Source organism: Streptomyces sp. NBC_00207 (assembly GCF_045160965.1).
Lineage (GTDB): Bacteria > Actinomycetota > Actinomycetes > Streptomycetales > Streptomycetaceae > Streptomyces.
Window position 1 is genome coordinate 4,970,795 of record NZ_CP130715.1, and the last position, 21,175, is coordinate 4,991,969.

At 72.4% G+C, this 21,175-nt stretch carries 18 protein-coding genes; 6 read left to right on the forward strand and 12 right to left on the reverse strand.

Annotated features, from left to right (window positions below; translation table 11 throughout):
- Positions 1 to 148: 148 nt before the first annotated feature.
- Genes pdhA (OG472_RS23470) through OG472_RS23480 form a run of 3 tightly spaced genes read left to right on the forward strand, consistent with a single transcriptional unit; the run spans position 149 to position 3,629 of the window.
- A complete protein-coding gene (gene pdhA / locus OG472_RS23470) occupies positions 149 to 1,285 on the forward strand; it encodes a pyruvate dehydrogenase (acetyl-transferring) E1 component subunit alpha (protein ID WP_383565186.1) in 1,137 nt (378 codons plus the stop codon).
- 50 nt (positions 1,286 to 1,335) lie between these two features.
- A complete protein-coding gene (locus OG472_RS23475) occupies positions 1,336 to 2,304 on the forward strand; it encodes an alpha-ketoacid dehydrogenase subunit beta (protein WP_327419339.1) in 969 nt (322 codons plus the stop codon).
- Positions 2,304 to 3,629, forward strand: a complete 1,326-nt coding sequence (locus OG472_RS23480) for a dihydrolipoamide acetyltransferase family protein (protein ID WP_405831096.1) — start codon at positions 2,304 to 2,306, stop codon at positions 3,627 to 3,629. The genes OG472_RS23475 and OG472_RS23480 overlap by 1 nt, the downstream gene beginning before the upstream one ends.
- Before the next feature lie 61 nt (positions 3,630 to 3,690).
- Here OG472_RS23480 and OG472_RS23485 read toward each other — a convergent pair whose 3' ends face one another.
- The 10 genes from OG472_RS23485 to OG472_RS23530 all read right to left on the reverse strand — a co-directional run bounded on the left by OG472_RS23485 (position 3,691) and on the right by OG472_RS23530 (position 15,488).
- Complete coding sequence (locus OG472_RS23485; protein ID WP_383565190.1) at positions 3,691 to 4,668, reverse strand: NAD(P)H-quinone oxidoreductase; 978 nt, start codon at positions 4,666 to 4,668, stop codon at positions 3,691 to 3,693.
- 27 nt (positions 4,669 to 4,695) lie between these two features.
- A complete protein-coding gene (locus OG472_RS23490) occupies positions 4,696 to 5,796 on the reverse strand; it encodes a potassium channel family protein (protein WP_405941995.1) in 1,101 nt (366 codons plus the stop codon).
- The gene (locus OG472_RS23495; protein WP_401609921.1) at positions 5,784 to 7,079 is read right to left on the reverse strand and encodes a molybdopterin molybdotransferase MoeA; all 1,296 of its coding nucleotides are present in this window, start codon (positions 7,077 to 7,079) and stop codon (positions 5,784 to 5,786) included. The genes OG472_RS23490 and OG472_RS23495 overlap by 13 nt, the downstream gene beginning before the upstream one ends.
- Complete coding sequence (locus OG472_RS23500; RefSeq protein ID WP_405941996.1) at positions 7,076 to 7,966, reverse strand: NTP transferase domain-containing protein; 891 nt, start codon at positions 7,964 to 7,966, stop codon at positions 7,076 to 7,078. The genes OG472_RS23495 and OG472_RS23500 overlap by 4 nt, the downstream gene beginning before the upstream one ends.
- A 167-nt stretch (positions 7,967 to 8,133) precedes the next feature.
- Positions 8,134 to 8,673 (reverse strand): bacterial proteasome activator family protein, encoded by a 540-nt coding sequence (locus OG472_RS23505; protein ID WP_319731183.1) that lies wholly within the window; start codon positions 8,671 to 8,673, stop codon positions 8,134 to 8,136.
- A gap of 82 nt (positions 8,674 to 8,755) precedes the next feature.
- Positions 8,756 to 11,608, reverse strand: a complete 2,853-nt coding sequence (locus OG472_RS23510) for an FtsX-like permease family protein (RefSeq protein ID WP_405834913.1) — start codon at positions 11,606 to 11,608, stop codon at positions 8,756 to 8,758.
- Positions 11,609 to 11,616: 8 nt separating this feature from the next.
- Positions 11,617 to 12,363: an ABC transporter ATP-binding protein gene (locus OG472_RS23515; RefSeq protein WP_401609917.1), complete on the reverse strand. Its 747-nt coding sequence runs from the start codon at positions 12,361 to 12,363 to the stop codon at positions 11,617 to 11,619.
- A 25-nt stretch (positions 12,364 to 12,388) separates the two neighbouring features.
- Positions 12,389 to 13,036 (reverse strand): PadR family transcriptional regulator, encoded by a 648-nt coding sequence (locus OG472_RS23520; protein ID WP_401609914.1) that lies wholly within the window; start codon positions 13,034 to 13,036, stop codon positions 12,389 to 12,391.
- A gap of 84 nt (positions 13,037 to 13,120) precedes the next feature.
- Positions 13,121 to 13,615 carry a hypothetical protein gene (locus OG472_RS23525; protein ID WP_405941997.1) on the reverse strand — a complete coding sequence of 165 codons (495 nt, stop codon included), beginning with the start codon at positions 13,613 to 13,615 and terminating at the stop codon, positions 13,121 to 13,123.
- A gap of 208 nt (positions 13,616 to 13,823) precedes the next feature.
- Entirely contained in the window at positions 13,824 to 15,488 is a 1,665-nt protein-coding gene (locus tag OG472_RS23530) for a protein kinase domain-containing protein (protein WP_401609909.1), read from the reverse strand.
- A 230-nt stretch (positions 15,489 to 15,718) separates the two neighbouring features.
- On the opposite strand from OG472_RS23530, the gene OG472_RS23535 reads away from it, so the two are divergent.
- On the forward strand, positions 15,719 to 17,308 hold the full coding sequence (locus OG472_RS23535) for a protein kinase domain-containing protein (protein ID WP_405941998.1): 1,590 nt from the start codon (positions 15,719 to 15,721) through the stop codon (positions 17,306 to 17,308).
- Between the two features lie 98 nt (positions 17,309 to 17,406).
- Here the strand turns inward: OG472_RS23535 and OG472_RS23540 are convergent, their stop codons facing one another.
- Positions 17,407 to 17,823, reverse strand: coding sequence for a pyridoxamine 5'-phosphate oxidase family protein (locus tag OG472_RS23540; RefSeq protein ID WP_405941999.1), 417 nt, complete (start codon positions 17,821 to 17,823; stop codon positions 17,407 to 17,409).
- A 173-nt stretch (positions 17,824 to 17,996) separates the two neighbouring features.
- The gene (locus OG472_RS23545) at positions 17,997 to 18,656 is read right to left on the reverse strand and encodes a response regulator (protein ID WP_401609901.1); all 660 of its coding nucleotides are present in this window, start codon (positions 18,654 to 18,656) and stop codon (positions 17,997 to 17,999) included.
- Between the two features lie 326 nt (positions 18,657 to 18,982).
- Here OG472_RS23545 and pdhA (OG472_RS23550) point away from each other — a divergent pair, with 326 nt between their 5' ends.
- The gene (gene pdhA, locus OG472_RS23550; protein WP_405942000.1) at positions 18,983 to 20,194 is read left to right on the forward strand and encodes a pyruvate dehydrogenase (acetyl-transferring) E1 component subunit alpha; all 1,212 of its coding nucleotides are present in this window, start codon (positions 18,983 to 18,985) and stop codon (positions 20,192 to 20,194) included.
- Entirely contained in the window at positions 20,194 to 21,174 is a 981-nt protein-coding gene (locus tag OG472_RS23555; protein ID WP_383567387.1) for an alpha-ketoacid dehydrogenase subunit beta, read from the forward strand. Before pdhA (OG472_RS23550) ends, OG472_RS23555 begins: the two co-directional genes overlap by 1 nt.
- Position 21,175 lies beyond the last annotated feature (1 nt).

Here is a 21,175-nt window from a genome sequence, read left to right on the forward strand (position 1 = left end):
TTTGTCCACAGCCTGGAGCCGCCTGTAGCCAAATTGCGCGGACAACCGAACAATCGGTAGGTGAGGCGCCTCACACCCGAGCCGTCGCTTCCCCCAGCCACCGCTGGGGGTGCCCCAGCCCGCTTCCCACGAGGAGGTGTACGCCGCCATGACGGTCCAAGAGCTGCCCGGTGCCGGTGCGTCCCACCGTCCCACCCCGCCGCCCGCCTGGAGGCCCCGTACGGACGCCGCTCCGCTGCTCCCGGACCCCGAGCCCTACCGGGTCCTGGGCACCGAGGCGGCCGACCGGCTGGACCCCGCGCTGATGCGGCGCTGCTACGCCGAGCTGGTGCGCGGCCGCCGCTACAACGCCCAGGCCACGGCGCTCACCAAGCAGGGCCGGCTCGCCGTCTACCCCTCCACCGTCGGCCAGGAGGCTTGCGAGATCGCGGCCGCGATGGTCCTGGAGGACCAGGACTGGCTGTTCCCGAGCTACCGCGACACCCTGGCGGCCGTGGCGCGCGGGCTGGACCCCGTACAGGCGCTGACCCTGCTGCGCGGCGACTGGCACACCGGCTACGACCCGCGCGAGCACCGCATAGCCCCGCTGTCCACCCCGCTCGCCACCCAGCTGCCGCACGCGGTGGGCCTGGCGCACGCGGCCCGGCTGCGCGGGGACGACGTCGTCGCCCTCGCCATGGTCGGCGACGGCGGCACCAGCGAGGGCGACTTCCACGAGGCGCTGAACTTCGCCGCCGTCTGGCAGGCCCCCGTGGTCTTCCTCGTGCAGAACAACGGCTTCGCGATCTCCGTGCCGCTCGCCAAGCAGACCGCCGCCCCGACGCTGGCCCACAAGGCCGTGGGGTACGGGATGCCCGGCCGGCTGGTCGACGGCAACGACATCGCGGCGATGCACGAGGTGCTGACCGAGGCGGTCCGCAGGGCCCGGGCCGGCGGTGGTCCGACGCTGATCGAGGCGGTCACGTACCGGATGGAGGCCCACACGAACGCCGACGACGCGACCCGCTACCGCGGTGACGCCGAGGTCGAGGCCTGGAAGGCGCACGACCCGATCGTGCTCCTGGAGCGCGAGCTGACCGCGCGCGGGATCATCGACGAGGCGGGCATCCAGGCGGCGCGCGACGAGGCCGAGGTGATGGCCGCGGCGCTCCGCGACGGGATGAACGCGGACCCGGTGGTGGACCCGATGGACCTGTTCGCGCACGTGTACGCGGAGCAGACGGACCGGCTGCGCGAGCAGGCGGCCATGCTCCGTGCAGAGCTGGAAGCCGAGGACCAGGCGTGACGACGGTGGCGGCGGCAAAGTCCGCGAAGCCGGGGGCCAAGCCCTCGACGATGGCGCAGGCCCTGACCCGGGCCATGCGCGACGCGATGGCCGAGGACCCGACGGTCCACGTCATGGGCGAGGACGTCGGCACCCTCGGCGGGGTCTTCCGGATCACGGACGGGCTCGCCAAGGAGTTCGGCGAGGACCGCTGCACGGACACCCCGCTCGCGGAGGCCGGGATCCTGGGTGCGGCGGTCGGCATGGCCATGTACGGGCTGCGGCCGGTGGTGGAGATGCAGTTCGACGCCTTCGCGTACCCGGCGTTCGAGCAGCTGATCTCGCACGTGGCGAAGATGCGCAACCGGACGCGCGGCGCGATGCCGCTGCCGATCACCATCCGCGTGCCGTACGGCGGCGGGATCGGCGGCGTGGAGCACCACTGCGACTCCTCCGAGGCGTACTACGTGGCGACGCCCGGCCTGCACGTGGTGACCCCGGCGACGGTCGAGGACGCGTACGGGCTGCTGCGCGCCTCGATCGCGAGCGACGACCCGGTGGTCTTCCTGGAGCCGAAGCGGCTCTACTGGTCGAAGGCCGACTGGTCCCCCGAGGCGCCGGCGGCCGTGCCGGGCATCGGCAAGGCCCTGGTCCGCCGGACGGGTACGAGCGCGACGCTGATCACCTACGGGCCCTCGCTGCCGCTCTGCCTGGAGGCCGCCGAGGCGGCCCGCGAGGAGGGCTGGGACCTGGAGGTCGTGGACCTGCGCTCGCTGGTCCCCTTCGACGAGGAGACGGTCGTGCAGTCCGTGCGCCGCACCGGGCGCGCGGTGGTCGTCCACGAGGCGAACGGCTTCGGCGGACCGGGCGCGGAGATCGCCGCCCGCGTCACGGAGCGCTGCTTCCACCACCTGGAGGCGCCGGTGCTGCGGGTGACGGGCTTCGACATCCCGTATCCGCCGCCGATGCTGGAGAAGCACCACCTGCCCGGAGTCGACCGGATCCTGGACACCGTGGCACGCCTGCAGTGGGAGAACTGATGCCGCAGGTCATGGAATTCAAGCTGCCGGACCTCGGTGAGGGCCTCACCGAGGCCGAGATCGTGCGCTGGCTGGTGGCGGTGGGCGACGTCGTCGCCATCGACCAGCCGGTCGTCGAGGTCGAGACGGCGAAGGCGATGGTGGAGGTGCCCTGCCCGTACGGCGGAGTGGTCACCGCCCGTTTCGGCGAGGAGGGGCAGGAACTGCCGGTCGGGGCTCCGCTGATCACCGTTGCGGTGGGTGCGCAGACGCTCCCGGAGGTCCCGGCGGCCGAAGCGGAAGGCTCCGGCAGCGCGCCGCGGCCCCTGATCGGTTACGGCTCGGACCACTCGCGCCCGGCGCGTCGGCGACGGGTGCGACCCGTCACCGCCGAGGTCACGGCGCCTGCCGTCCCTGCCGTCCCTGCCGTACCCGCCGCGACCGCCGTCACGGCTGCGACCGCCGTCGCCGCCGTGGCCGCCGGGCCCGTCGCGGTGATCTCGCCGCTGGTGCGGAAGCTGGCCAAGGACAACGGCGTCGACCTGCGTGCACTGCGCGGGTCGGGCCCGGAGGGGCTGATCCTGCGGGCGGACGTCGAGGCGGCGCTGGCCGCGCTGCGGGCGCCGGCTCCGGCCCCCGTCGCGGCCGTGGCGGTGCAGGGCGAGCGGATCCCGCTCAAGGGCGTGCGCGGTGCGGTCGCCGAGAAGCTGTCGCGCAGCCGCCGGGAGATCCCGGACGCCACCTGCTGGGTCGACGCGGACGCCACCGAGCTGATGGCGGCCCGCGCCGCGATGAACGCGGTGGGCGGCCCCAAGATCTCGGTGCTGGCGCTGCTGGCCCGGATCTGCACGGCGGCGCTGGCCCGCTATCCGGAGCTCAACTCCATGGTGGACCTCGAGGCGAAGGAGATCGTCCGCCTCCCGGCCGTGCACCTGGGCTTCGCCGCACAGACCGAGCGGGGCCTGATGGTCCCGGTGGTCCGGGACGCGCAGAACCGGAACCCGGAGTCCCTGTCGGCGGAGTTCGCCCGTCTGACGGAGCTGGCACGGGCCGGGAAGCTGGCCCCTGCCGACCTGACGGGCGGGACCTTCACCCTGAACAACTACGGGGTGTTCGGGGTCGACGGCTCCACGCCGATCATCAACCACCCGGAGGCGGCGATGCTCGGGGTGGGCCGGATCATGCCGAAGCCGTGGGTGCACAAGGGTGAGCTGGCGGTCCGCCAGGTCGTCCAGCTGTCCCTGACGTTCGACCACCGGGTCTGCGACGGTGGCACGGCGGGCGGCTTCCTCCGCTACGTCGCCGACTGCGTGGAATCCCCGGCGGTCCTGCTGCGCAGCCTGTAGCAGCACCCGGTCCGGGAAGAGCGAAAGGGCGGGGCTCCGCGCAGCGGAACCCCGCCCGGCCTCAGACCGTGAGCAGGAGTTTGCCCACGTGGCTGCTCGACTCCAGGACCCGGTGGGCCTCGGCCGCATCCTGCATCGGGTAGGCCGCGTGGACCACCGGGCGGATCCGGCCGGCCGAGACCAGGGGCCACACGTGCTCCCGTACGGCCGCGACGATGGCCGCCTTCTCCTCCAGCGGGCGGGCCCGCAGCGTGGTGGCGGTGATCGCCGCACGCTTGGAGAGCAGCGCTCCGAGGTTCAGTTCGGCCTTCACGCCGCCCTGCAGCCCGATCACCGCGAGGCGGCCGTTCACGGCCAGGGCGTCCACGTTCCGGGAGAGGTACTTCGCGCCCATGATGTCCAGGATCACGTCCGCGCCGGCCCCGCCCGTCGCCGCCTTGAGCTCCGCCACGAAGTCCTGCTCGCGGTAGTCGATCAGGATGTCCGCGCCCAGCTCCTTGCAGCGCGCCAGCTTCTCCGGGCCGCCCGCCGTCACGGCGACCGTCGCGCCCACCGCCTTCGCCAGCTGGATCGCCATCGTCCCGATCCCGCTGGACCCGCCGTGCACGAGCAGGGTCTCGCCGGGGCGCAGTCCGGCCACCATGAACACGTTGGACCACACCGTCGTGACGGCCTCGGGCAGCGCGGCCGCCGTCACCAGGTCCACGCCCGCCGGGACCGGCAGCAGCTGGCCCGCCGGAACGGCCACCCGCTGCGCGTACCCGCCGCCCGCCAGCAGGGCGCACACTTCGTCGCCCACCGACCAGCCGGACACCCCCGGCCCGATCGAGGCGATCCGCCCGGAGCACTCCAGTCCCGGATAGGGCGAGGTGCCGGGCGGCGGGTCGTAGTACCCCTGCCGCTGGAGGAGGTCGGCGCGGTTCACGGCGCTCGCCGTGACCTCGACGAGGACCTCGCCCTCGCCTGCCACCGGATCGGGTACGTCGGTCCAGACGAGGGCCTCGGGGCCGCCGGGCTGCTCGATGGTGATCGCATGCATGGCCCGGAGGCTACGCCACAGTCGCCCCTACTCGGCAGAGCCCCGTGTGATGGGCGGCGAGGACGGCGGTGTCGCCCGGACGATGGTGATGAGACGGTCCGTCAGCTGGATCGGGCTCGCGTGCGGATCGTCGTACGCGAGCAGCCGGTGCCCGCGCAGGACGTTCACCACCAGGTCGTCGGTGTCCCGTACCGACTTGCCGACCTCGGACTTGCGGGCGGGCCGTTCGATGAGGTCGAGGCCGCTGCCCTGCTGGATCAGGTCCTCCATCACGGCACCCGCGCTCGGGCTGAGCACCGAGAGGCCCAGCAGCCGGCCGGCCGCGCTCGCGCTCGTGATGACGGCGTCGGCGCCGGACTGGCGCAGCAGCGGGGCGTTCTCCTCCTCGCGCACCGCCGCGACGATCTTCGCCCCGCGGTTGAGCTGCCGGGCCGTCAGCGTGACCAGGACCGCCGTGTCGTCCCGCTGGGTGGCGATGACGATCTGACGGGCCTTCTGCAACTCGGCGCGCAGCAGCACCTCGGAGCGGGTGGCATCGCCGACCACACCGGTGAAGCCCTCCGCGTTGGCCGTGTCGATCACCTTGGCGCTCGGGTCGACGATGACGACCTGCTCCCTGGAAAGGCCGGTGGCCAGCAGCGTCAGCAGGGCCGAGCGGCCCTTGGTGCCGAAGCCGACAACGACCGTGTGCTCACGCAAGTTCTTCCTCCAGCGCTTCAGCCGCCACTCTTCCCGCGTCCGTTCCGTCAGGACTTCCAGGGTGGTACCGACCAGGATGATCAGGAACAGCACGCGCAGCGGCGTGATCAGCAGGATGTTGATCAGCCGCGCGCTGTCGCTGTACGGGACGATGTCGCCGTAGCCGGTCGTCGACAGCGTCACGGTGGCGTAGTAGAAGCAGTCGAGGAGGTCGACCTGCTCGTTGGCGTTGTCGTGGTAGCCGTCGCGGTCCAGCCACACGATGAAGACCGTCAGGAAGAGCACGAACAGGGCCATCAGCAGGCGCTTGGTGACCTGCCTCAGCGGCTGTTCGACGATGCGATTGGGCAGTTTGATGCGCCGGGAGACGAGCTTCTCGTCGGCTTCGCGGGCCATCGCGTCCTGACCGTGAAGTTTCACGTGAAACATCCTCCGGAAGCCCACGGCAGATCGAGGATCTCCAGGTCCTGCCCGGAGCGGGCGCCCTTCGGCGGTACGACGGCCAGCGCGTCGGCGGCGGCCACCCCGCGCAGCATCGCGGGGCCGTGGTAGCGCAGCGGCACCGCGTGCTCCTCGCTCAGCAGGACCGGGACCAGCCGTGTGTCGTACGGGTGGCCAGGTACGTCGCCCTGGACCGGCGCCGTGTAGCGGGGGCGGTTGCGGCGGCCGGCGAGGGCGCGCAGCAGGGGCTCGGCGAGGGTCAGCAGCCCGGAGACGGCTGCCAGGGGGTTCCCGGGCAGCCCGACCAGGTGCCGCCCGTCGGCCCGGTCGCCGATGCGGGCCAGCAGCATCGGGTGCCCGGGGCGTACCGCCACCCCGTCGACCAGCAGCTCGGCGCCCGCCTTCCGCAGGACGGGGTGGACGTGGTCGACGGGCCCGGAAGCGGTGCCGCCGGTGGTCACCAGCACGTCGGCGGTGGAGGTGGTGACGGCTTCCAGCAGGGCTGCGGCCCCCGCGGGATCGTCGCCGAGCCTTCGGGTGCCGATGACCTCGGCGCCCAGCCGCGCGAGCCAGGGGCCGAGCATCGGGCTGAGGGCGTCGCGGATCAGCCCGTCGTGCGGGCGGCCCTCGGTGAGCAGCTCGTCGCCGAGGACCAGGACCTCCACACGGGGCCGGGGCCGGGTGGTCAGCTCGTCGTACCCGGCGGCCGCGGCGAGCCCGAGCACGGCCGGGGTGACCAGGGAGCCGGCGGGCAGCAGCAGGTCTCCGGATCGGCACTCCTGGCCGCGCGGGCGGATGTCCTGGCCGGTGAGGACGGGCCGGTCGGCGAAGAGCTGGGTGCCGGCCTCGCGGCAGTGCTCGCTGCGGATGACGGCGGTGGTGTCGGTGGGGATCCGGGCGCCCGTGGCGATCCGTACGGCCTCGCCGTCCGCGAGGGGCTCGGGCCGGTCGGCACCGGCCAGGACCCCGGCGCCGGTACGGACGCTCCAGGGGCCGGGACCGGCGACGGCCCAGCCGTCCATGGCGGAGGTGTCGAAGGACGGCAGGTCGGTCAGCGCGTCCAGGGGCGCGTCCAGGACCTCGCCGAGGGCGTCGGCGAGCGGAACCCGGTGCGTACGGGCCCGCACCCCGGCCCCGGCGCGGACGGCGGCCTCCCGGGCGCGCGGCCAGGAGACCGCCCGGTGGCCGCCCGCCCCGCCGCCCCCGGGGGCGCGGCTGACCAGGGCCAGGGCCTGGTCGAGGGCCTCCTCGGCGGAGTTCGCGGGGGTCATCCGGAGCCGTTCTGTTCGGCGGCGGCGTCGCCCTCTGCGCCGGTACCCGCGTCGGCCTCGGCCTCGGCCGCCCAGCGCAGCGCCAGGTCGGCGGCCTTGCGGGAGGCTTCGGCGACGGCCTGGGCGGGGTCGGCGCCGGTGGCGGCGGCTTGGGCGGCCGCGTAACCGACCAGGAAGGTGGTCAGCGGGGCGGCGGGCCGGGCGACGCCGTGGGCGGCGTCCCGGGCGAGATCGAGCAGGGTCTTGACGTCGACGTCGAGGTCGAGGCCCAGCTCGTTCTTGGCGGCGGTGATCCATTGGTCCAGCACGGTTCCATGCTCCCTGATCCGGGCGCGGGCGGCGGCGAGATCGTCCCAGGTGTCGCAGTCGAAGGAGGCGAGTGGCTGTGCCGTGACGCGCGCGAGGTCCAGTTCGGAGGTGAGCGCGCGCAGCGGGAGCCCGGTCAGGTTGCCGTGCTCGGCGGCCAGCAGGGCGATCTCGCGGCGCAGGGGCTCGGCGCGGTAGGCGGCGACCAGCGGCTGGTCCCGGCCGTCGGGGTCGCGCAGCATCGCGCCGTCCGGGCCGGGCGCGTCGAGCAGGGCCCGTACGGTCTCGCGGTCCAGGAACGGCAGGTCCGCGGAGAGTACGAGGACCAGCTCGGCGGTGGTCCCGCGCAGCCCTGCGTCCAGCGCGGCCACGGGGCCGCCGCCGGGCGGGTCCTCCCGGGTCCAGTGCACCGGGCGCGCGGTGGGGCGGCGGCCGCCGACCACGACCGTGGTCCGGGCATCGGGGCAGGCGTCGAGGACGCGGTCGAGGAGGGCGCGGCCGCCGACGCTCAGCGCGGGCTTGTCCGCCCCGCCGAGTCGCTGCGCGGCGCCGCCGGCCAGCACGATCGCGTCGTAGCTCATGCCCCAGAGTATGCGTCGGCCATGTCCCCTGCGGGGAGCCGCACTTATCGGAGCCTCGGGCGGGGGCCGGTGCGGCTCAGGGGTCGGGGCTCCAGGATCGGGGATCCGCCCGCCCCCGCGCCTCAAAACGCCGGCGGGGCTGGAAGATCCAGCCCCGCCGGGTCGCGCTACAGGTACGGGCCCGAGCGGATCGCGCCGTGGCCGCCGTCATCGTCGTCGTCGTGGGGGCCGCCCGGCGGGAGGGCGCGCCGCATCTGTTCCAGCTGGGCCCGCGCGGCCATCTGCTGCGCGAACAGGGCCGTCTGGATGCCGTGGAAGAGGCCCTCCAGCCAGCCCACCAACTGGGCCTGCGCGATGCGCAGTTCGGCCTCGGAGGGAATGGCCTCCTCGGTGAACGGGAGGGACAGGCGCTCCAGTTCCTCCACGAGCTCCGGGGCCAGACCGTCCTCCAGCTCCTTCACCGAGGCGGCATGGATGTCCTTGAGCCGGACCCGGCTCGCCTCGTCGAGAGGCGCGGCACGTACCTCTTCCAGGAGTTGCTTGATCATGCTGCCGATCCGCATGACCTTGGCGGGCTGTTCGACCATCTCCGTCACCGGGACCTCGCGCGACTCGTCATCGGCGTCGCCGACCGCCGTCCCGTCCTGTCCCACGATCAGGACGTGCGGGGGGCTGTCCTGCGACCGTTCACTCCTCGGCATCTCCATGCCGTCATTCTCTCGCACACCTTCGTTCTCACACGGTGTGCCCCCGTACAGTCGTGATCCACCCTGTACGGGGGCACCAGGATTACCCCGCGGTCCGGCGGGCCAGGGCGCCGGTGGAGCGGGTGACCAGCGCCGCGAGCAGGGCCGCGCCCAGCGGGACGACGACGATCAGCTGGGCGAGGGTCTCCCACGGCACGGAGATCGGTACGTAGGGCACGGCCTCCTGCGCCGAAACGTAGCCGTTGTTGAGTTGGTGCTCGTAGAGCGCGTCCAGTTCCCGCCGCTGCACCATGCGCAGACCGACCGCGGGCAGGATCCCGGCCGCCGAGCCCAGGACGACGCCCATCAGGGCGACCACCCCGCACTGGAAGCCGCTCAGCGTCCGCCGCACCCGCGGCGCCGCGCCCACGGCCGCCAGGGTCTTCAGATCGGCCTCGGCGTCGGCCTGGGCGAGCCCGGTGGCGATGCCGGCCGCGCCGATGGTGACCAGGCCCGCGAAGACGGTCAGGGCGAGCAGCCCCAGGCTGTCGTTGCCCTGGTAGCCCGCTTCGATGCGCATGGTGGCCTCCACGCCCATCCGGTCGATCTCCCCGGCCATCCGCTGCCGCTGTTCGCTGCTCGCCGTCCCGTCGAGGGTGAAGTACGAACCGGACGCCGCCGTGGTCAGCCCGGCGGCCTTGGCCGCAGCGGGGGGCAGGACCAGTTCGATGCCCCAGCCGTCGGCGGTCTCGGGCGCCAGGTGGACGGGGAGGATCTTGTCCTCACCGGCCGGATCCTCGCCGATGGGGGCATGGGAGCTGACGCCCTCCTTGGCGATGACCAGCCGCAGGTTGATCTTGCCGTCCTTGACCTGGCGCTTGTCGAAGGAGACGGCGCGGCCCTCCTTGAGAGCCGCCACGGAACCCGGGTCGGTGACCGCCAGCACGCTCAGCAGTTTCTCGTCGGCGACGACCACCGAGTTCTGGATGCCGAACCTGCCCTCCACGCAGCGCCAGTCCTGGCGCAGTTCCCGGGCTTGCGCCTCAGGGAAGGCGGAGGGTCCCCCGGGGGTGTCGTAGAGCGGGCAGCGCTGCTCCTTGGGCTTGATGATCTCGACGCGGCCGCAGCCGGGTTCCCGGGAGTACGGCTCGCAGCTCGGCATGCCGACGACCAGCCGGTCGAAGTCCGCCCGCACCGCCACCGGGAGCTCCTTGGAGAGGGCCTGGCGCAGGGCCGGCACCTCCTTGTGGGCGCTGTTCTCCCTTGCTGCCAGCAGCCCGGTGCCGTGCGGCAGGTCGGCGACGTACTCGTGCCGCATCTGCAGGTCCCGGCTGTGCTCGTACGTGGCCACCGCGACGGTGCCGGCGACGGCGGCCAGGACCGCGGCCACGGCGGGCGCCGTACGCCCCCGGTTGCGCACGGCGTCGCGCAGCGCGAGCCGCGGCGACAGCGGCAGCCAGCGTCCGAGCCGGCCGAACAGGCCGACCAGGACCGGGGTGAGGGCGACGATGCCGAGTTCGGCGATGGCGCTGCCGCCCGCGACGACGGTGGCGCCCATCTTCGACGCGGTGCCGTACAGGGCGATCACGGCGCCGCCGGCGACGGCGAGCAGGCCGAGGACCGGCAGCACCCGGTTGGCGCGGCGCACTCCGCGGCGGCCGGTCAGCGAGGCCAGCACGGTCTGCCGGGACGCGGTGACGGCGGGGACGATCGCGGACAGCAGGCCGGTCACCACGGCGAGCAGGGCGATGGCGGCCAGTTCCAGCGGGCGGAAGTCGAGGCCGCCGAAGCGGACGCCGAGCTGGTCCTCCAGTACGGGGCGGAGCGCGATGGTGAGCACCACGCCGACGACGGTGCCGATGACGGCGGACACGGCTCCGATGACCAGGCCGCCGGAGAGCACGATGGAGCGGATGTGGCGCCGGTCGCCGCCGTTGGCGCCGACCAGGCCGAGCTGGCGGCGCGAGCGCCGGGCGCCGACCGCGAAGGCCGGTCCGGCGAGCAGGCAGATCTCCAGCATGGCGAGACCCACGACGGTGGCCACGACGGCCATGTCGGAGGTGCTGGCCGCGTCCAGCTGGTACTGCTCCTTGGATTCCTGCTGGTAGAGCGGCACGTCGGCATCGGCGGGCGGGTTCAGGCGGACGGCGCGGGAGACGACCACCAGGGACTTGGCGTTGGCCGCCTTGACCATGTTCCACGTGAAACCGTCGCCGCCGACCTTGACCAGGTAGCTGACGTTGGGCCGGAGTCCGGCGGCTCCGGAGGCCTCGAGCGCCCGGTCGAGCGGGGCGATCAGGGTTCCCGGCGGGGCGAGGATCTCGTCCTTGGCGAGCTTGCTGGGAAGCTCGTACGCGCCGACGATCTGGTACGAGGCCGTCGCGCCGCGCGGGGTGACCGTGGAGCCGACGAAGAGGCCGGAGTGCTCCAGGAACCTGGTGGTGGCGGCGACCTCGCCGGCGCGCTCGGGAAGCCGGCCGCGGTCGAGCGTGAACATGCCGTCCACCAGCGGGCTCTGCGTGTCGAGTTCGTGCAGATCGGTGTCCAGCAGACCGTGCTTGGTGCGGACCTTGCCGAAGCCCACGGAGTCCTTGACGACCTGGGTCCCGGCCGGGAGCGCGGACGTGTCCAGCTCCTGCGGGGCCTTCTCCGGCACCGACGCGCCGTCGAGCTTCTCGTAACCGCCGACGGGCGCGTAACTGGATCCGTCCGGCAGCTGGTAGACGGCCACGCCCAGGCGCGAGTGGTTCACCCGGGCGTCGGCGGTCCCGATCTGGCGCGAGAGGGTCTGCTCGGGGGAGAGTTCGGCACTGCGCAGGGTGAGATCGGCGGCGCTCACGCCGACGATCGGCAGGGCGATCATCGCGAGGACCAGGGCGCTGCGGCCCTTGGAGCGCCAGGCGTCGCGGCGGGCGATGCGCAGGGCCGCGACCCAGGAGTGGTACCAGCCTTGGATCGAGAAGGTCACTGGCCGGCCGCCTGCCCGGAGAGGAGCGAGTCGGGCCGGCTGCGCAGGGTCTCGTCGACCACGGTGCCGTCGCGCAGGAAGACCACGCGGTCGGCCCATGCGGCGAACCGCGGCTCGTGCGTGACGAGGATCCCGGCCGCGCCCGCGTCGCAGCGGGAGCGCAGCAGGGAGAGGACCGACTCGCCGGTCTCGGAGTCGAGGGCGCCGGTGGGCTCGTCGGCGAGGACCAGGCGGCGGTCGCCCACGAGGGCGCGGGCGATGGCCACGCGCTGCTGCTGGCCGCCGGACATCTCGTCGGGGAAGCGGTCGGCGAGTGCGGCGAGGCCTATCTCCTCCAGCGCGGCGAGCGCGGACACCCGCGCCTTGCGGGCGGAGGTCCCGTCGAGTTCCCGGGGCAGGGCCACGTTCTCGGCGGCGGTGAGGGCCGGGATCAGGTTGTAGTCCTGGAAGACGTAGCCGATGCTGCGGCGGCGCAGGGCGGCCAGTTGCTTGCGGCTCGCCGTGGTGATGTCGGTGCCCTCGACGACGACCCGCCCGCTGCTCGGGATGTCGAGGCCGCCCGCGAGGGTCAGCAGCGTGGACTTGCCGGAGCCGGACGGCCCCATGACGGCCACGAGTTCGCCCGGGTAGACGGAGAGGTTGATCCCGCGCAGGGCGTGCACCTCGGTGGCGCCGCTGCCGTGGGTGCGGACGAGCTGGTCCAACTGCAGTACGGGTTGCTGGGGCTGGGGCTGATCAGGCATGAGGGGTCCCCCCTGGGACGGTGGTTCAGCCTCGCCGCGGGGCGGTACGGGGCCGGGTGGTGGTCGGGGCCGGGGTCTCGGCAGCGGCGGCCTGGGGCGGTTCGGGTTCGCCGGCTCTCCGGTCGGCCGGCAGGGAGAGCCGTACGAGCCGGGCTTCGCAGTGGTCGAGCCAGCGGGCTTCGGCCTCGGTCTGGAAGATCAGCTGCTCCAGGACGAGCAGCCAGGCCACGTCGTCGCGTTCGCGGGACTGCCCGCTCTCGACCGCGGCGAGTGCCGTGGCCTTGAGCCGGGTGTAGTCCTGCATCGCCTTGATCGTGGCGTGGCGCTGGGACTGGATGACGGCGCGGATGTCCACTCCGGGCGCGCCCACGGCCATCGCGAGCTTGATGGAGAGCTCGTCGCGGGGCGGGTTGGCCCGGTCGACGGGACGCTCGTACCACTGGCGCAGCTCGGTGCGCCCGGTGTCGGTGATGGCGTACAGGGTGTGCCCGGCGGTGTCCTCGCCGTCGGGGGCGACGAGACCGTCGCGTTCGAGGCGGGCAAGGGTGGTGTAGACCTGCCCGACGTTGAGCGGCCAGGTGGAGCCGGTGCGGGATTCGAACTCGGTGCGCAGCTGGGAGCCGTACCGAGGACCCCGTTCCAGCAGGGCGAGAAGCCCGTGACGGATCGACATACTGAGTATGTATACCGAGTATGTTCACTCTCGGCAACCATCCTCAGGCGTACGCCGGAAGGGGGACCCCGGTGCTCCGCCGGGCTAGATGCTCCGGCGCAGGCGTACGCCCAGGTAGCCCAGACCCAGTCCCATCAGGGCGAATCCGGTACCGAGGGGCAGTATGTGCGCGGCCAGGTCGGCGGCCCGGTCGTTCGGTTCGGTGCCGAGGGCGGTGACCTGCCCGGGCGGGCTCGGCGCCACGGCCGGCGGTGGCGGAGTCGGCGGCGGAGCCGGGTGTGTGGGCCGGGCCTGCGGGCGGACCGGCAGGGGCCGGGCGGCCACGACCAGCTCCGGGTTGGCGGGCTCGCCGGCCGGGCGGCCGGGCCGCTCCCGCCCGACTCCGGCGGCGCTGCCGGCGAGCTCCCGGTAGCCGTCGTCCGACGGGGCGGGCGAGGGGGGTGCGGCGGGTGAGGTGCGCGGGGCGGAGCCGAAGGCCAGGGTGAAGGGGCCCGCGGAGGCGGAGGCGGCGGGGGCGAGCGCGGCGGTGACCAGTGCGGCACAGGCCAGCCAGCGGGACGGGCGGAATCCTTGGATCACGGGGAGCCCCTCCCGTCCCGAGCGGCCGAGACGCTCGCTCAGCGTCAGAGATATGCGCTCAGATTTACATAACGGGGCAAAACCGGCATCCCGGGCGCCCCATCAGGGTGCCCGGGATGCCGGTGTGTCGTGATGCGCCTCTGCTGCGGACCTCTCCGAAGCACTCGGAAGCGCTCCGGATTGCGCCGAATCGCCGAATCGCCGGGGGTTACTCCGGATTGCCGGTCGACACGGTCAGCGTGTACTCCGTGCCTTCCTTGTCGATCTTGTCGCCCGCGGCCGGCGACTGGATCAGCACCGTGTCCTTGCCGTAGACCGCCTCGTCCTTGTATTCGATCTTGTACTTGCCGCGCGAGGCCTGGATGCACTCCTTCACGGAGAGCAGGTTCTTGTACTTGAGGTCCGGCGCGGAGTACTTGCCGGCCTCGCTGTAGTGCTTCACCGGCTCCGAGCACTTCTTCGGGTCGATCGTGCGCGTGGTGTCGGGCCCCTTGAACCCGGCCTTGGCCGAGGCCGAGGCGGAGGCGCCCGTGGAGCTCCCCGGGTTCGCCGTGGGGCCCCCCTTGTCCTCGTCCCCGTTCATCGCGATCGCCGCGATCAGACCGCCGACGGCCAGCAGCGCCACCGCGATCGCGCCCGCGACCACCGGCATGTTCCGCTTGTCGCCGGACGGCCCGGACTGGCTCGCCGCGCTCGCCGGGGAGATCGTGTACGGCGGCGGGGTCTGCGGCGCGTACTGCTGCGGCGGGGGCGTGTGCGGGTAGGCGTAGCCGCCCTGGGCGTGCGCCTGGGGGGCCGGCGTCGGCGCGTACGGGGCCGGCGTCGGGGCGTGCGGAGCCTGGTACGGCTGCTGCACCGACTGCGGGGGCGCCTGGAAGCCGGAGTCCACCGGCGGGAACACGGCCGAGGCCACGCCCGCACCGCTGCTCAGGGGCCCCTGGCCCTGCACGATGACCGGCGCCCCGGTCTGCCCGGAGCCCAGCACGCGCGCCACCTCGTCGCCCATGGCGGCGGCCGTGGGGAAACGCTCGTTCGGGTTCTTCTTGAGGGCCCGCGCCACCAGCGCGTCCATCGCCGGCGTGAGCGAACGGTTGACGGAGGACGGGGCGACCGGCTCCTCCTGCACGTGGGCGTACGCGATGGCAAGCGGCGAGTCGGCGTCGAAGGGGATCCGCCCGGTCAGCAGCTGGAACAGCATGATGCCGACGGAGTAGAGGTCGGAGCGGGCGTCGACCCCGCGCCCCAGCGCCTGCTCGGGCGAGAGGTACTGCGGGGTGCCGACGACCATGCCGGTCTGCGTCATCGAGGTGACGCCCGACTGCATGGCGCGGGCGATGCCGAAGTCCATCACCTTGACCACGCCGCGCTTGTTCACCATGACGTTGCCGGGCTTGATGTCGCGGTGGACGAGCCCCATCTCGTGGCTGGTCTCCAGGGCGGCCAGCACATCGGCCGTCACCTTCAGGGCCTTGTCCGCCGGCATGGCCCCGTACTGGCGGATGTCCGCCTCCAGCACCGAGCCGAGGGGCTGCCCTTCCACGTATTCCATGACGATGTAGGGCATCACGGCGCCGTCGCCCGCGCCGGAGCCGCTGAACGTCACTTCGCCTTCACCGGTGTCGAACACCGAGACGATGTTCGTGTGCGACAGTTTCGCTACAGCCTGGGCCTCGCGGCGGAACCGCTCGCGGAAGGACTGCTCCCGGCCGAGGTCGCTGTGCAGGGTCTTGATGGCGACCTGCCGGTCGAGGGCCGAGTCGTACGCCAGGTACACCGAGGCCATGCCGCCCGCGCCCAGCAAGTCCCTTAGCTGGTAACGGCCACCGGCCAGAGAGCCGCCCGCGTACTGGCCCTGAGTGCCGTCCTGGCTCATGACTGTTGCTTCCCCTCGGGATGTGTCCCCACGCCGCTGGCCGGGCGCATATGGCGCCCAGTCTGCCCGAGGGCAAGCACACGTCAAGCCAGGTACCCGTTCCGTGACCACATGGGCACAGGGCGGCCTTGTCCGAACGGTGACCGGTTCCGAGGCTGTAGCGTTCGTCGGAGCACCATGGAAGAGGACTACCGCTGAGCGGCGGCCGAGAGAGACGACGGCGAGGACTGATGGCACCCGAACCCGAGGGAAACGGCGCCGGGATGACCGATGGTCCTGAGCACTGGGGCGCAGGCGGCCTGGTGGGAGACGGCCGTTACCGGCTGACGCACCGGCTGGGCCGGGGCGGCATGGCCGAGGTCTTCGCGGCCGAGGACGTACGGCTGGGCCGCACCGTCGCCGTGAAGCTGCTGCGCGCCGACCTGGCCGAGGACCCGGTGTCCAAGGCCCGCTTCACCCGCGAGGCACAGTCCGTCGCCGGGCTCAACCACCACGCCGTCGTCGCCGTGTACGACTCGGGCGAGGACCGGGTCGGCCCCAACACCGTCCCGTACATCGTGATGGAGCTGGTCGAGGGCCGCACCATCCGCGACCTGCTGGTCAGCGCCGAGGCGCCGGGCCCCGAGCAGGCGCTCATCATCACCTCGGGCGTGCTCGAGGCCCTCGCGTACTCGCACCAGCACGGCATCGTGCACCGCGACATCAAGCCGGCGAACGTCATCATCACCGACGCCGGCGCGGTGAAGGTGATGGACTTCGGCATCGCCCGCGCCCTGCACGGCGTCCAGTCGACGATGACCCAGACCGGCATGGTCATGGGCACCCCGCAGTACCTGTCGCCCGAGCAGGCCCTCGGCAAGGCCGTGGACCACCGCTCCGACCTGTACGCGACCGGCTGTCTCATCTACGAACTGCTCGCGCTGCGGCCCCCGTTCACCGGCGAGACCCCGCTGTCGGTGGTCTACCAGCACGTCCAGGACGCGCCGGTGCCGCCCTCGCAGCTGCCGGAGGGCCGCCACCTCCCGCAGGAGCTCGACGGACTCGTCATGCGCGCCCTCGCCAAGGACCCGGACGACCGGTTCCAGAGCGCCGAGGAGATGCGCGGGCTGGTCCAGTACGCACTGCAGATGCTGCACGACCAGGGGCCGAACACCGGCACCTGGAACACCGGTCCGGTCAGCATGAGCCTGCCGCACGGCCGGGGCGGGGCCGGCGCCACCACGGTCATGCCGGTGGCCGGGAACGGCGGTCCGCAGCAGTACCCCTCGCACGCCTCGACCTCGCAGTTCCAGCAGCCGATGGTGCCGCCGCTGAACCCGGACGACGGCTCGGCGTTCCCCGGCGGCCGCGGCCCCGGCGGCAACGGCGGCGGCTACGACGGCTATGACGACCGCGGCGGCAGCGGCAGCCGCTGGAAGATGTGGCTGTTCGCGGTGCTCGCGATCGTCGCGATCGCGGGCGGCGTGGCCTTCGCCGTCAACAGCGTGGGCGGCAAGAGCGACGGGAAGCAGACGCCGGGCACCAAGCCGAGCTCCAGCGTCGCGCCGAGCGCGTCCAAGTCCCCGGACTCCCAGCCTTCGCACCAGACCGCGGAGACCACGCCCTCGAACAACGACAACCAGCCCGTGCCGACCCGCAGTCGGACGCAGAGCTTCAGCCCCACGAACTCGCCGACCGCCTCGCACTCGCCGACCGGTTCGACCTCGCCGTCCAGTTCGCCGTCGACGAAGCCCTCGACGACCCCGCCGACGAAGCCCCCGACGACTGCGCCGACGAAGCCCACGGAGACGGGCGGCGCCGGCGGCCTGTTCGACGAGTGACGGACCACACGGCTGTACGGGAACGGGCCCGGCGGATCAATTCCGCCGGGCCCGTTCCCGTATTCGCGTCATGCCTGGTCAGAGGTGCACAGAAGGGTTCAGAGCGCGTGCTGGTACTGCCGTTCCGGATTCCCGGCGAGCGCGTGCACGGTGATGAACTGGGGTTCGATACGCAGATAGACGGGGTCGAAGAGGGCGCCGTCCACGAAATGCGGACCCGGACCGAATAGTTCCAGTTCCGCGGTGGCCGGCTCGACGAGCTGCGCCGTTCCGGTGAACTGCACCGACCAGAGCCGGGGCTCCCCGGAATTGAAGTTGTCCGCCCCGTAGGCCACCACGCTGCCGTTGCACGCCTGGTGGTGGCCGAAGCCGGAGTGCATTCTCAGGACGACCCTGCCGTCCACCACGATGTGGCGGGCGAGGGCGAGGAAGGGAAGCGCGCGCATGCTGGTGGCCACTCGGCCGTACGGCACCCGCCGCAGCAGTTCGATGGCGTGGAGTTCCTCGGAGGACATGCCGTCCACTGTCCGCCGGCGCCGTCCCGCCGGGAAAGAGGAGCCCGCCCCGACGATCGGGGACGTTGGTCCCGAATGACACGGCGCGCACCGGGGAACAGCGCGGCCACCGGGCGTCACGGCACGTGACGGAGGGTCCCGGCGGGAGCCCGAGCCCGGGCCGGCGGGGCCGTCTAGCGCTGCTCGGCCTGCAGGCGGGCCACGTAGGCGGCGGCCTGGGAGCGGCGCTCCATGCCCAGCTTCGACAGCAGGCTGGAGACGTAGTTCTTGATGGTCTTCTCGGCCAGGTGCAGCCGCTCGCCGATGACGCGGTTGGTCAGGCCCTCGCCGATCAGGTCGAGGATCTTCCGCTCCTGCTCGGTGAGGTGGGAGAGCCGGTCGTCGCGCCTGCCGTTCTTGCCGTCGCGCAGCCGCTCCAGCACGCGGGCGGTGGCGACCGGGTCCAGCAGGGACTTGCCGGCGGCGACGTCGCGCACCGCGCTGAGCAGCTCATTGCCGCGGATCGCCTTGAGCACGTAGCCCGAGGCGCCGGCCATGATCGCGTCGAACAGTGCCTCGTCGTCGGCGAAGGAGGTCAGCATCAGGCACTTGGTGTCCTCGTTCTGGGAGCGCACCTCGCGGCACACCTCCACTCCGCTGCCGTCGGGCAGCCGGACGTCGAGGACCGCCACGTCGGGACGGGTGGCGGGAATCCGGACCAGGGCGTCCGCGGCCGTACCGGCCTCGCCGACGATCTCGATGTCCTCTTCGACCGACAAGAGCTCGTGGACGCCCCGACGTACCACTTCGTGGTCGTCCAGGAGGAATACCTTGATTTTTCCGTCTTCGCGCACGAAGTCAGTTTCACACACTCACCCCTTCCCTGCCGGAGTTACCCGGGATAACGTGCCGTTGTTCCCGGCCCCTGCAAGGCTGTGACCAGTGGTTGTTCCCGCTGCCGCGGATTTACTTGGAAATCCAAGCAAAAACGCAGGTCAAACGGGGTTTCGCAGTTATGCGGCGCACTGGGTAACGTGCATTGCGCAGGGCACTCGCCGGGGCACCTGTCACGCCTGAATCCCGAACGCGACGCGCACACACCCCGTGCGCTCGTTACGGATGCAGGTGAGCCGCACTGGACCCCGGAGAACCCGGGTGCCGGACCGACGGAGGAGCACACGTGACCGTGGAGAGCACTGCCGCGCGCAAGCCGCGACGCAGCAGCGGCACCAAGCGGGTGGCAGGCGCGGCGAGCGCCGCCAAGCCCGCCGCCGCTGCCACAGCGCAGACGCAGGACGCCGTACCTCAGCTCGTACAGCTGCTGACGCCCGAAGGGGAGCGCACCGACAACGCGGACAACGCGGAGTTCGCCCCCTTCGTCGCGGACATCACCACCGAGGACCTGCGCGGGCTGTACCGCGACATGGTCATGACCCGCCGCTTCGACGGTGAGGCGACCGCCCTGCAGCGTCAGGGGGAGCTGGGCCTGTGGGCCTCGCTCCTCGGCCAGGAGGCCGCGCAGATCGGCTCCGGCCGGGCCCTGAACGACGAGGACTACGTCTTCCCGACCTACCGCGAGCACGGCGTCGCCTGGTGCCGCGGCGTCGACCCGACCAACCTGCTCGGGATGTTCCGCGGTGTGAACCACGGCGGCTGGGACCCGAACACCAACAACTTCCACCTCTACACGATCGTCATCGGCTCGCAGACGCTCCACGCGACCGGTTACGCGATGGGCGTGGCCAAGGACGGCGCGGACGCGGCCGTCATCGCCTACTTCGGCGACGGCGCGTCCAGCCAGGGCGACGTGATGGAGGCGTTCAACTTCTCCGCCGTCTACAACTCCCCCGTGGTGTTCTTCTGCCAGAACAACCAGTGGGCGATCTCCGAGCCGACCGAGCGCCAGATGCGCGTGCCGCTCTACCAGCGCGCGCAGGGCTTCGGCTTCCCGGGCGTCCGCGTCGACGGCAACGACGTGCTGGCCTGTCTGGCCGTGACCCGCTGGGCCCTGGACCGGGCGCGCCGCGGCGAGGGCCCGACGCTGGTCGAGGCGTTCACGTACCGCATGGGTGCGCACACCACCTCCGACGACCCGACGAAGTACCGGCGGGACGAGGAGACGGCGGCCTGGGAGTCCAAGGACCCGATCCTGCGGCTGAAGGCCCACCTGCTGGCCACGGGCGGCGCCGACGAGGCGTACTTCGCCGAGCTGGAGGCCGAGAGCGAGGCCATGGGCAAGCGCGTCCGCGAGGCCGTGCGCTCCATGCCGGACCCGGACACCATGGCGATCTTCGAGAACGTCTACGCGGACGGGCACGCGCTCGTCGACGAGGAGCGCGCGCAGTTCGCCGCCTACCTCGCGTCCTTCGAGTCGGCCGAGGAGGGTCACTGATGGCTGTCGAGAAGATGTCGATCGCGAAGGCGCTCAACGAGTCGCTGCGCAAGGCCCTGGAGCAGGACCCGAAGGTCCTGATCATGGGTGAGGACGTCGGCAAGCTGGGCGGTGTCTTCCGGATCACCGACGGCCTGCAGAAGGACTTCGGCGAGGAGCGGGTCATCGACACCCCGCTCGCCGAGTCGGGCATCGTCGGCACCGCCATCGGCCTGGCCCTGCGCGGGTACCGGCCGGTCGTGGAGATCCAGTTCGACGGTTTCGTCTTCCCCGCGTACGACCAGATCGTCACGCAGCTCGCGAAGATGCACGCGCGGGCCCTGGGCAAGATCAAGATGCCGGTCGTCATCCGCATCCCGTACGCGGGCGGCATCGGCGCGGTCGAGCACCACAGCGAGTCCCCGGAGGCGCTCTTCGCGCACGTCCCGGGCCTCAAGGTGGTCTCCCCGTCGAACGCGAGCGACGCCTACTGGATGCTCCAGCAGGCGATCCTCAGCGACGACCCGGTGATCTTCTTCGAGCCGAAGCGCCGCTACTGGGACAAGGGCGAGGTCGACGTCGACGCCATCCCCGGTGAGCTGCACAAGGCGCGCGTGGCCCGCGAGGGCTCGGACATCACCCTGGCCGCCTACGGTCCGATGGTGAAGGTCTGCCTGGAGGCGGCGGCCGCGGCCGCCGAGGAGGGCAAGTCGGTGGAGGTCGTCGACCTGCGCTCGATGTCCCCGGTCGACTTCGACGGCCTGCAGAACTCGGTCGAGAAGACCCGCCGGCTGGTCGTCGTGCACGAGGCCCCGGTCTTCCTGGGCGTCGGCGCGGAGATCGCCGCTCGCATCACGGAGCGGTGCTTCTACCACCTGGAGGCGCCGGTGCTGCGCGTGGGCGGATTCCACGCCCCGTACCCGCCGGCCCGCCTGGAGGACGAGTACCTGCCGGGCCTGGACCGGGTGCTCGACGCCGTCGACCGCTCGCTGGCGTACTGAG